This window comes from Pseudomonas sp. SDO5522_S412 (genome assembly GCF_054071215.1).
Genome location: NZ_JBSVWQ010000183.1, coordinates 1 through 11,265 on the forward strand (window position 1 = coordinate 1; position 11,265 = coordinate 11,265).

The 11,265-nt window shown below is 58.4% G+C and carries 12 protein-coding genes and 1 pseudogene; 5 read left to right on the top strand and 8 right to left on the bottom strand.

Features of this window, described 5'->3' with window-relative positions; all coding sequences use genetic code 11:
- Positions 1 to 107 precede the first annotated feature (107 nt).
- The 3 genes from ACW9I6_RS25440 to ACW9I6_RS25450 all read left to right on the top strand — a co-directional run bounded on the left by ACW9I6_RS25440 (position 108) and on the right by ACW9I6_RS25450 (position 4,248).
- Positions 108 to 1,679, top strand: coding sequence for an aldehyde dehydrogenase (NADP(+)) (locus tag ACW9I6_RS25440; RefSeq protein WP_457339976.1), 1,572 nt, complete (start codon positions 108 to 110; stop codon positions 1,677 to 1,679).
- 3 nt (positions 1,680 to 1,682) lie between these two features.
- Positions 1,683 to 2,942: an FAD-dependent oxidoreductase gene (locus tag ACW9I6_RS25445; protein ID WP_457339977.1), complete on the top strand. Its 1,260-nt coding sequence runs from the start codon at positions 1,683 to 1,685 to the stop codon at positions 2,940 to 2,942.
- Between the two features lie 169 nt (positions 2,943 to 3,111).
- The gene (locus ACW9I6_RS25450; protein WP_023659010.1) at positions 3,112 to 4,248 is read left to right on the top strand and encodes an alpha/beta hydrolase; all 1,137 of its coding nucleotides are present in this window, start codon (positions 3,112 to 3,114) and stop codon (positions 4,246 to 4,248) included.
- A gap of 23 nt (positions 4,249 to 4,271) precedes the next feature.
- Here the strand turns inward: ACW9I6_RS25450 and gltS are convergent, their stop codons facing one another.
- The 8 genes and pseudogenes from gltS to ACW9I6_RS25490 form a co-directional block, all read right to left on the bottom strand.
- Positions 4,272 to 5,483, bottom strand: coding sequence for a sodium/glutamate symporter (gene gltS, locus ACW9I6_RS25455; protein ID WP_457339978.1), 1,212 nt, complete (start codon positions 5,481 to 5,483; stop codon positions 4,272 to 4,274).
- 536 nt (positions 5,484 to 6,019) lie between these two features.
- Positions 6,020 to 7,585 (bottom strand): SGNH/GDSL hydrolase family protein, encoded by a 1,566-nt coding sequence (locus ACW9I6_RS25460; RefSeq protein WP_219406821.1) that lies wholly within the window; start codon positions 7,583 to 7,585, stop codon positions 6,020 to 6,022.
- A gap of 183 nt (positions 7,586 to 7,768) precedes the next feature.
- Positions 7,769 to 8,239, bottom strand: a complete 471-nt coding sequence (locus ACW9I6_RS25465) for a lysis system i-spanin subunit Rz (protein ID WP_457339982.1) — start codon at positions 8,237 to 8,239, stop codon at positions 7,769 to 7,771.
- A gap of 6 nt (positions 8,240 to 8,245) precedes the next feature.
- Positions 8,246 to 8,500 (bottom strand): hypothetical protein, encoded by a 255-nt coding sequence (locus ACW9I6_RS25470; protein ID WP_457339979.1) that lies wholly within the window; start codon positions 8,498 to 8,500, stop codon positions 8,246 to 8,248.
- Entirely contained in the window at positions 8,497 to 8,796 is a 300-nt protein-coding gene (locus ACW9I6_RS25475) for a hypothetical protein (RefSeq protein WP_457339980.1), read from the bottom strand. The genes ACW9I6_RS25470 and ACW9I6_RS25475 overlap by 4 nt, the downstream gene beginning before the upstream one ends.
- Positions 8,796 to 9,311 (bottom strand): hypothetical protein, encoded by a 516-nt coding sequence (locus tag ACW9I6_RS25480; RefSeq protein ID WP_457339981.1) that lies wholly within the window; start codon positions 9,309 to 9,311, stop codon positions 8,796 to 8,798. The genes ACW9I6_RS25475 and ACW9I6_RS25480 overlap by 1 nt, the downstream gene beginning before the upstream one ends.
- Before the next feature lie 223 nt (positions 9,312 to 9,534).
- Positions 9,535 to 9,609 (bottom strand): annotated as a pseudogene (locus tag ACW9I6_RS25485) (phage regulatory CII family protein); the annotation flags it as partial.
- Between the two features lie 200 nt (positions 9,610 to 9,809).
- A complete protein-coding gene (locus tag ACW9I6_RS25490; RefSeq protein WP_219406818.1) occupies positions 9,810 to 10,415 on the bottom strand; it encodes a hypothetical protein in 606 nt (201 codons plus the stop codon).
- Between the two features lie 189 nt (positions 10,416 to 10,604).
- On the opposite strand from ACW9I6_RS25490, the gene ACW9I6_RS25495 reads away from it, so the two are divergent.
- Positions 10,605 to 10,793, top strand: a complete 189-nt coding sequence (locus ACW9I6_RS25495) for a hypothetical protein (protein WP_003212725.1) — start codon at positions 10,605 to 10,607, stop codon at positions 10,791 to 10,793.
- A gap of 63 nt (positions 10,794 to 10,856) precedes the next feature.
- Positions 10,857 to 11,159, top strand: a complete 303-nt coding sequence (locus ACW9I6_RS25500) for a hypothetical protein (protein ID WP_003212724.1) — start codon at positions 10,857 to 10,859, stop codon at positions 11,157 to 11,159.
- The last annotated feature ends 106 nt before the right edge of the window (positions 11,160 to 11,265 follow it).

Sequence of the window (11,265 nt, forward strand, 5' to 3'; positions counted from 1 at the left end):
GTGTACCTGTCAGACCGCAGCGCCTGCATCGCAGCCTCGCTGGAGCTCGACAGCTCCCACAGTGGATTCTCTTCGCCAAGCCAATCTTTACTTTCCAGGACTACGCCATGACTCTGACGGGCACCATGCTGATTGGTCAGCACTCCATTCCAGGCAGCCGCGAGGCCATCCGGGCGATCAATCCTGCCACCAACCTTGCGCTGGAACCCGCCTACGCCGGCGGCACCGCCGAACATGTCGAACACGCCTGTGCGTTGGCCTGGAGCGCCTTCGATAACTATCGCGAAACGCCGTTGGCGGCTCGCGCCGAATTCCTTGAAACCATCGCCAACGAAATCGAAGCCCTGGGCGATGAACTGATTGAACGGGCGATGGCCGAGACCGGCCTGCCCCGCCCACGCATCCAGGGCGAACGCGGGCGCACCTGCCAGCAATTGCGCACCTTTGCCCGCACCGTGCGCGCGGGTGAATGGCTGGATGTGCGGGTGGATACTGCACAACCGGAACGCCAGCCGCTGCCTCGCTCGGACCTGCGTCAACGCCACGTACCGCTGGGGCCGGTGGCCGTGTTCGGCGCGAGCAATTTTCCGCTGGCATTCTCGGTGGCGGGCGGTGATACCGCGTCGGCACTGGCGGCCGGTTGCCCGGTGATCGTGAAGGCACACGGCGCGCATCCTGGCACCAGCGAACTGGTGGGCCGCGCGGTGGCCCGGGCCGTTCAGCAATGTGGCCTGCCAGAGGGTGTGTTTTCGCTGTTGTATGGCTCGGGCCGCGAGGTCGGTATCGCGCTGGTCTGCGATCCGCGCATCAAGGCCGTGGGTTTCACCGGCTCGCGCAGCGGCGGTCTTGCCTTGTGCCAGGCGGCCCAGGCGCGCCCCGTGCCGATCCCGGTGTATGCAGAGATGAGCTCGATCAATCCGGTCTACCTGTTTCCCGCTGCGTTGAGCGCACGCGGTGAAGCATTGGCACAAGGTTTTGTCGCGTCCATGACCCAGGGTGCCGGCCAGTTCTGCACCAACCCCGGGCTGGTGATTGCCGTTGCAGGGCAAGCGCTGGACCACTTCGTCGGCACGGCTGCCAACCTGCTTCGATACAGCACTGCCCAGACCATGCTGACACCGGGGATCTTCAAGGCTTACGAAGACGGCGTCAGCACCCTGACCCGGCATGCTCAGCTCGTAGGTACCGGTCTGCCGGCAGAAGGGCCGAACCAGGGACAGGCCCATTTGTTCGTGACCCAGGCCCGGGACTTTCTCGCCAATCACAGCCTGCAAGCCGAGATATTCGGCGCCGCGTCATTGATCGTGCAATGTGCCAACGTCGATGAGGTCCGCCGGGTCAGCGAACACCTGGAGGGCCAACTGACCGCCACACTGCATCTGGATGACGACGACCTGGCAACTGCCCGCGCGCTGCTGCCGACCCTGGAACGCAAGGCCGGCCGCCTGCTGGTCAACGGCTGGCCGACCGGCGTTGAAGTGTGTGATGCGATGGTGCACGGAGGACCATTCCCGGCCACCTCGGACTCACGCACCACCTCGGTGGGCACCGCCGCGATCCTGCGATTCCTGCGGCCGGTGTGCTACCAGGATTTCCCGGATAGCTTGCTGCCGACGGCCCTGCAACACGGCAACCCATTGCTGCTGCGGCGCTTGCTCGACGGTCAGAGGGAAGCCTAGAACATGTCCGATAACGTCATGCCAGACATCGCCGTAGTGGGCGCCGGCATCATCGGCGTCGCCTGCGCGCTGCAACTGGCGCGCCAGGGCCGGCGGGTGGTCATCATCGATCAGCAGGAACCCGGCCACGGCGCCTCGTTCGGCAATGCCGGCCACCTGGCGACCGAGCAAGTGTTCCCCATCGCGGATGCGTCGATCCTGACGCGTTTGCCCGCCATGCTCATGGACCCGATGGGCCCGCTGCGCCTGGACTGGAAATACCTGCCGCGTGCACTGCCGTGGTTTACCCGGCTGCTGCTGAACCTGCGCCCGGCGCCCTTCCAGCGCACCGTCGCCGGGATCCGCGCGCTCAATGAAGGCAGCCTGGGCGCCTGGCACCGACTGCTGGGCAGCATCGAGCGCCCGCACCTGATGCGCGAAGACGGCTCGTTGCTGGTCTTCGAGCGCGCCGAGTCGCGACAGGCCATTGATGCATTGCAGGCACGCATGAGTCAGCAGGAAGTGCCGGTGGACCACTGGCACGCCAGCGTGGTGCAGGACGCGGCGCCACAACTCAGCGAAGGGATTCAGGGCGGGTTGTTTTTTCCACGCACCGGGCATTTTCTCGATCCCTATGGGGTGGTTTGCGAGCTGATGGAGGCGGCCAAAGCCAGCGGGGTGCAATTTCTCAAGCGCCAGGTCGTGGGCGGGAAGCTGGACGAGCACAGTGTTTCATTGCGGACCGACCAAGGCACCGTGGCCGCGCGCCAGGTGTTGATCGCATGCGGTGCGCACTCAGCCAGCCTGACCGGCGCACTGACTGGCAAAAAGGTCCCGCTGGATACAGAGCGCGGCTATCACCTGATGTTGCCCCATGAGCATGGACGGTTGCCGTTTGCGGTCACGTCATTGGAGCGCAAGTTCATCATGACGCCCATGGACGGCGGATTGCGGCTGGCAGGTACCGTGGAGTTCGCCGGCCTTGATCGCCCACCGAACATGGAACGCGCGTGGCAGTTGCATCGACTGAGCCAGGGGCTGTTTCGTCGTGACTTGAGTGCCGAGGACGCGACGCCGTGGATGGGGTTTCGCCCTTCCCTGCCGGACTCGCTGCCGATTATCGACAAGGTGTGCGAGGGCAAGGTGCTGCTTGCCTTTGGGCATCAGCATCTGGGCCTGACGCAGGCTGCGGTGACGGCGGAGTTGATTGCACGGCTGGCATCGCCTGCGGCCGCGTCCAACGGGCTGCCGGCGCTTGAGCCCTACCGGCTGGATCGTTTCTGAGATCATCGGAAACGTCTTGCTACTGTTTCGCACTTTCGGCGATACAAGGCAGGTCATTATCGTGCATGACCTTACGGTTACGCTCCGTTGAGAACCTGCCTTGAACAACCACACCTGTATGCAGCCCCGTCCATCGATGCGCAGAACGCTCCGAAGCGTTGCTTGCGGCATGCTCGCCCTATTGCTCTGCACGACAGCCCTGGCAGAACCGGGCATGCCGCTTGGCCAGAAATCATTCGAAGCGTATCGCGCCGCTACCTTGCAATGGCTGCGGGACCATCGTGATTTCCAGGGCATCGACAAGGATGCCGAACTCAACTGGAACGCCCCGCAGGAATGGCGCCCGGCTGGTGCCCCCAAGCGCGGGATCATTCTCGTGCATGGCCTGGGCGACTCACCCTGGTCTTTCCACGATATCGGCAGCGCACTGGCCGCCCGCGGCTTCCTGGTCAGGACCGTGCTGCTGCCCGGCCACGGCACGCAACCGGCCGACATGCTGCAGGTGCGCATGGAAGACTGGCGCCGGGTGGTGGACGAACAGGCTGCGATCCTTCGCGCAGAGGTGGGAGAAATCTACCTCGGCGGCTTTTCCACCGGCGCCAACCTGGTACTCGACTACGCCTACAAACACGACGACGTCGCGGGGCTGCTGCTGTTCTCTCCCGCGTTCCAGTCCAGCATGACCTACGACTGGCTGACACCCCTGATCAGTTGGGCGCGCCCCTGGCTGCTGGCGCCAGACGCCAGCCGGCCACAACAGAGCCTGGTGCGCTACATGACAGTGCCCACCAACGGTTTTGCCCAGTTCTACCGCAGCAGCCGGCTAGCCCGCCAGGACCTGGAGCGGCGCCCCTATGACAAGCCGGTATTCATTGCCGTCGCAGCCCACGACTCAGTACTCGATACGCACTACGTGCTGGAGACCTTCCAGCAACGCTTCAGCAACCCCCATAGCCGCCTCGCCTGGTACGGCACATTGCCAGAGAGCGCCTGGGATACCCGCCGTGTAAAAGCGCGTACCGACTACCTGCCGGAGTTAAGGATCAGCCAGTTCTCCCACATGGGGTTGCTGTTCTCACCCGACAACGCTCTGTATGGCGAACAGGGCAGCCTGCGGTTTTGCTGGAACGGCCAGACGGACGACGCAACCCGCGCCTGCGAACAGGGGGCCGACGTGTGGTATTCGGACTGGGGCTACCGTGAGCCGGGCAAGATGCACGCGCGGTTGACGTTCAATCCGTATTTCACCTGGCAGCTTGGGGTGATTGACGAGGTCCTGGGCAAGCAGGACCTGGCGAGTCATTAAACGGCAAATCCGGTAAACCGCGTTTATCCCGCGACGCCCAGGATCGGCAGCGCCAGGTACAACTTGATCACGATCGCATTGGTGATATCGATGAAAAAGGCGCCCACCATCGGCACCACCAGAAATGCAATCTGCGATGGCCCGAAACGCTGGGTCACCGCCTGCATGTTCGCAATGGCAGTTGGCGTGGCACCGAGCCCGAAACCGCAGTGCCCCGCCGCCAGGACCGCCGCGTCATAGTTGCTCCCCATCACCCGGAACGTCACGAAAATCGCAAACAGCGCCATCATCAACGCCTGCGCAGCCAGCAGGATGAAAATCGGCAGGGCCAGCGCGGCGAGGTCCCAGAGCTTGAGCGACATCAATGCAATCGCCAGGAACAACGACAGGCTGACATTCCCTAGCACCGAGACTTCGCGCTCGAATACCTGGTGCCAGCCCAGCGCCGACAGGCCATTACGCAACACCACACCGACAAACAAGACACACACAAACGTCGGCAGCTCAAAGGCCGTGCCCTGGATAAAACCGCTGAGGAACGTGCCCACTTGCAGGCTGATGGCGAGCAGCGCCAGGGTCTCGATAAACGAGAAGGAGGTGATCATGCGCTCTTGATTCGGCTGCTCGAATCCTTTTGGCCCTCGCGGTTGTACTGGCGCCAGGGCGGGCGTCTGGACGCGCTTGATCAGCAGGCGAGCGACCGGGCCGCCAATCAGGCCGCCGAGCACCAGGCCAAAGGTCGCGGAAGCAATGGCCAGTTCGGACGCCGACGCCACGCCATACTTCTCGCTGAACACCGCGCCCCAGGCCGCGCCGGTCCCGTGCCCACCCGACAGCGTAATGGAGCCCGCCAACAACCCCATCAACGGATCGAGCCCCAGCGCCTTGGCCAGCGCAATCCCCATCGCGTTCTGGACCACCAGGAGCGCCGTCACCACCAGCAGGAAAATCCCCAGCACCCGCCCGCCTTTCTTCAGGCTGGCGAAATCCGCATTCAAACCAATGGTGGCAAAGAAAGCCAACATCAGTGGCGTCTGCAGCGACGAATCAAACCGGACCTCAATGCCAGCGAGCATACGCAGGACCAGGAGCAGCACCGCCACCACTAAACCGCCGGCCACCGGCTCCGGAATATTGTAAGTGCGCAGGAAACCGATTCGAGCGACCAGCCCGCGCCCAAGTAAAAGCACCAGGGAGGCGGCGACCAGCGTTGAATAGAAGTCGAGTTGAAGCATGGGGCAGCTCTCTGTAGTTATTTATGACGAATCGGGGCAGGCCTATCGATCCTTCGGAACAACACAGGAAGAGTAGTAGTACGACGCCATCTTTAACCTCGGAAAAGTCCTAACGTTGCCGAACGGAATCCCCAGGACGTTCAGGCGAAAGACTTGCGAAGCACTATCAGGAGGGGGCGACGGAAAGATGATCAAATGCGTGGAGGTCGGCGCCGAATGGCGCGCTGAGATGGGAGCCTTGCAAATCGCAGGCAACAAAAAAGGGCCCACCTTTCGGTGAGCCCTTCTAGACCGCCCAGCAGAGCGGATTTTGTTTGGAAGGCGCGATTGGACTCGAACCAACGACCCCCACCATGTCAAGGTGACCCCGGAACACGCGCAAGCATATGATCTGTAAAGGAAAATACTGCTCTTCAGCGCCATCCAAATACGCTATTTCACCTTATAAGAATCAATAACTTAGCGTTGTATATTCCTACAGTGGTTCCCCTCTCCGGCGTCCCTGCCGAACGAAAAAATCCATTTTGATCCGAGCCTCAGTCAGCTGTCGGGAATGATGTGAACATGAAGTGCTGCGATATATCATTGTAGGCATTGGGATTTGCAGTGCTCTCTCCTCCAGCCAGAATGGTGAACGTCCCCCTGGAGGTGCCATCAGTTTTTTGTTGCAGTGGAATTGAAGGCAGGGCAAATGATTGTCGAATTCCTGCGCGTACAGGCCATGAGGCCCACATTCCACGAGTAGTTGCACCAGTTATACCGTTCACGTACACGCGCAGATCCGCTCTGTTTTTTCCGGAATTTCTTACAGCTGTTACCGTATCTGAATTAGTACCAGCGTTAGTTATCCCTGTTGCACTTAGTGCAATAGGCATCCACCAATCATACTGCTGAAGTGCAATTTTCTTCGAGCCGCACGTTAGTCCGAGGCACTTGGATACAACCTCTGCGATGTACTGGTGACCCAGAACGCCAGGATGCGCGCCATCAGAAAACATCTTTAAATCATGTATCCTATACTTATCACTTGAAAACTCTCCAAACTTGTTAAACATGTCCGGAAATGGAATATATACCCCATTAGTTTGTTTGGCCAGCCGTTGCAATTGGCGCCTCGTAACATCATTGCCAGGCTTATTCCAAACAAAGTCAGGCACGATAACTGGAACATCATATGCAATTGAATACTTTACAATCCAATCTATTCTTTTTTTAAATTCCGCATAATATGTTCCTTTTTTTGAGTTTTCTCCGCTATCATTATATCCGAGCGCGCAGATGAACATCGCGCTTCCGCTCATCAATCTGGCAATGGCATTCTCATCAAGCCAACGCAATCGCCTACCGGAATTTGAGAAATTATTGACAACTAGTTCGCCTTCTTTTGCCACATAACTAAAACCACATAGCTCAACTATTCCTGCTGAGGTCGTAATGCACTCCACTTTGCATGAGCCGGATCCGTCGTCTAAAGCCTGTACAGCAATATAATTAAAGGGCTGACGGACACTTGCATCAGTGTCTACAGCAGCAACTACTTCGCCATTCACCTTAACATCAAAAGTCCCGCCGCCAGGCATGCCAATATACCAGACCAAAACGACTCTTTGAAATGTAGGAATTTTCGTAGAGATAATATTCCCTACTAAAGTAGATCTCCAAGAAAGACCCTGAGGAACATACTCGCCGTTAGATCCATTATGTGGAATCCAGTGGATTGACTCACCATTTATGCTCGTCAATAAAACATCATGTATATCTTGTGAAAATGTATCACCCGCCCCCAACTCCAGCAACGGTACAAAACCGTAGCCAGACACTTCAAATTCAGCATTGATCATTCTTTTGAATATGTTTACCCAGCTATTACGATATAGATCACCGGCGAATGCACCATGGCTTATCGAATCGCCCAGCACGCAAACAGCTGAAGTCGGTGAGGCATTAGCCCTCACCCGAGAAAGCATGGAGGGCACCAACGCTCCCAGTTTCAATAGACTTGAATAGGACTCCGGCGATGCACTCCAGCCTCCTTTTGCAGAAGCCCCAATGGCTTGCGCTGCTGGCGTGGAAAGCGCCATCAATGCTGTGCCTGCTTTCATAAAGCCACGCCGCGACAATACCAAAATGCCACCCCCCCAAAATGTTGCGGGAGTATACATACGCAACGAGCTAATTCAACATCGGCGCCGGCCAACTTTTCATCCCCAGTACCAGGGTTATTCACCTGGACAGGATTGGCGGAATTTGCAGTGACGGCCAGCGGGTAAGGTAACCGGGCTTATTTACTTCCGCATTGATACTTTCTTTGCGTATGCCTGGCATGCCCGCAGCGCGATCACGGCGTTATCCCCGTCGTCGGTGATGGTGATAATTCGTTGAGCATGCGCTGGGTCAAGTTGGGCTCGACGGATTGCATGAACCACGCCGACGGCGCCGGGGGGGGCAGGCACGTTGCAGCCACTGGCTGAATCCGTGGCGTCGAGAAGGACTGACAGCCGCACATCAGCAGTAGCAAGACGGTCACGCAGCAGAGCCTGGTTGCGCTGGGCATCGGATAATTCCTTGGTGTGGTGTTGGTCGGCGGCGGCCAGTTGCTGCTCGATGACTAGGCGCTTGTCTTGCTCGGTCCGTGCCTGGGTGGTGGCGGCATTGGCGGCCGGCGTTCGGGAGGATCTGCAGCAGCTGCTGCTCAGTGATCGGCATGCTTTTCTCCAGGCAATAAAAAACCGCTCAAGGCGGCATGGGTGTTCGATTGCGGATCAGCCCGCGACGGGCTCGACCGTGACCGGCAGCGGGTACCGGGCTTTGATGGCGGCGACGGACGCAAGCCAGGCGGCATAGTCCGGTTCGCGGCCCTGGCTCAGCGCGTCGTAGTCAGCCTCTAAGCGCAGCGGGTCAGATTCGGACAGGTAGGCTGCACGGCGCAATGACAGCGCGGTGTCGAGGTCTGCTTGCAACAGCTCAGTCTGGCGTTGTTCGGCGGTGATCATCTTGCTGAAGTCGATATTGCTCATGCTGGCAGGCTCACTTTTCCGTCAGGTGGCTCAATGATGTCCGCAGGGAACCGTGCCGAGACAGATGCCTCTGGGCCGCACGGGAACATCAGGGTCAGGACCAATTGCCCGTTGATGCGCGTCACATCGCTGGCCAAGGCATCGCACTTCACCGCCTCAGCCGGGAGCGTGGCACCTTCTGGCATTGCGCTGAAATCGAAGCGCTCGCCGTTGATGGTCAGTACGTCCCCGCGCCGCACAATCGTCAACGCTTCGCTCGGGTCAATCGGGGCATAGGGTGACAACTTGATTTTCATTAGAACCACCGTCCGATGCAGAGAATTTGTGTGGTGCCGATCGTCTGCGCTGTTGCGCCGTTTCTGTAAACGATCCTGACTGTGTTGGAGTTCACCGAGTAGGAGGTCGTAAACCCGTAAGTATCAAACGTCGACGTTGGAATGCCGGTCGCAACTACCGAGAACGCCGAACTTGCGAACTGAGCAGCAATTGGCATGTTGCCGAAGTCCTTTAGCTGGTTGGCCGTCATATCAACGAGGGTTGTCACCAGGCGCTGGCAGATCATCGTGCCGTCGGCAAACTTCACGTAGGTGCCGTTTGCGTTCAACCCGGACTCAAACACGGCGCCTGTCGGCACGCCGCCGGCCTGCGACACAGGGCCAAGCAGAGCAGCAACTGCGGCAGACCCCAAGCCGAGGCCGTTGCGTGCTGCGGCCTGTGTGCTGCCCCCGGTACCGCCTTTCGCCACGGGCACGATGTTTTCCGTGGACACCGAACCTAGGCCGGCAAGTGTTGCGCCCCATTGCTGAATCATGGCCCGGGCTTGGTCGGCCAGATCCTTGGTATACCCCTGCACTGGTGTCAGCGCATAAACGCCGGCGGCGTTGGTGGCGCTTCGATAGTTTGGCGTGATGGAAAGTGCGGTGTTGCTTGCGATGTTGGTGATTTCGTACCACCCACCATCAGGCCCAAGGAAAGCATCCCCTAAAGCTGTTGAAGACGCCGACCTCGTACGTCGGCTTTTTTGTGTCTGAAATTCAGGCTGCCTTCACCGACGCATCCATCACGTCCAGGCCCTGCCGAACGTGATTGATCTCTTGGCGGATCAGGCTCAGAGGGTTGGCAACTGACCCGGGCGTGCAGCGTAAAGCGCCAAGAACAGTTATCCAGCGGGAGAACAAGCCGAAAGGCCCGCGGCTGGAAGAACAATTGAATCAGGTCGGCGACTGACGCCAGTAGCGGGAAACCGACCAGCAGAACATTTCACGTCAGCGCCTGAATCGGGCGCTTTCGGAAGCCAACTGAATAGCGGCTATCGACGCTTACCCATGCCCGGCGCTCCACCGCTAACGATCTGAACCCATCCTTTAGGCATGGATCGATGCGGAGCGGAGCTCAGATGAGTTTCGTCTATGTCTTTGGTGCACGCCGGGCAAAGCGTAGGCGGTTGTTGCCATTCGATATGAATTGAAAACTTGCTATCACACCGCCAACAGACCTTTCGGACCCATTTCGACTCTGAATCCTTGATTGAAGGCTTCGTTTGCTTTGGTGGTGAAGCTAACTTCGGTTTTTTAGCTGTCTTGCTGGCTTTTTTTGCCTCTTTGATCGCCGATCGAGCGGCCTTACGACTCTGCTTCGTGCCCTTTTGCTTTGCGACTTCTCGAAGTTCGATAATTTTGTTGAGTCGCGCAAACTCCAAGCGAAGGTCTCTGGTTAGGTCATCAAGCTCATAGTCAGCCTTATATGCCAACGACCGGACTACACCTTCTTCGATTTCCTTGCGCTTGCTGGCAGCGCGATCAGAGAAATATTGCTCAGACTCTTCGCTGAATCCATCCCGAGACATGTGCGGCGCAGTCTCACCCTCGCCGGATTTTCTTATGAGCTTCAATCGCTCGAGCTTATCGCCATCCATGTGGAACCCCGATCCCTGACCATATCGGCAGAGTAGCAATTAGCTGGTACTGAGCGCCAGGTGAGTGATTCTAGTGACGAGGTGTTGACCGAACTGGCGAATGACCTGGTAAGCGGCGCGAGAGACACCCACAGATTTACTGATGCCGCTTCTATGAGGCGGCATTGGAAATCAACGGAGGGCAACACGATGACCGATGCAGCAGCAACACAAACGAAGTGCACGTACTGCGGCAAGCCAGCCGAAAAGGTGGTGCGCCGCAACATTCACGACCGCACTCGCGACCCATACACCAATCGGCAGGTGCTTCGCACTCGAGAGTTGTCGTTTTGCAGCGCCGAGCATGCAAGCAACTACCAGATGGGCTGCGAAGGCTGACGGACCTTTTCACTGATGCCCATCCAGAGCGGTGGGCATCGGGAAAATAACCGGAGCATGACCATGAACAAAGAACAGATTTACGACGCTCAGATCAGCCCGCTCATGCGGCAGGTCATTGCGATCTGTAAGGAACACGGCATCGCGATGATGGCGAGCTTTTCCATTGGTCACGATGGCGAAGGCCCGAACGGTGAAGACTGCTCGAATTTGACGTGCAACACGTTGCTGCCTGATGGAGCTGGCGAGCCATACTCTGTTTTTGCACAGGCGAACGCATTGATCCGCCGTAATGGACGGCCGGCTCCGCTGACGTTCACCACGGAACACGGCGACGGCTCCAAGACCATGACGGCAGTTATCTGAACAACCAGCGCCACGATAGCCTGTCGTTAAATGCCCGGTCACCTGCATGAAAAAATTTTCGTACTTTATGGAGCCAATACAATCTAGTAGCTTAGAACTGAAATCC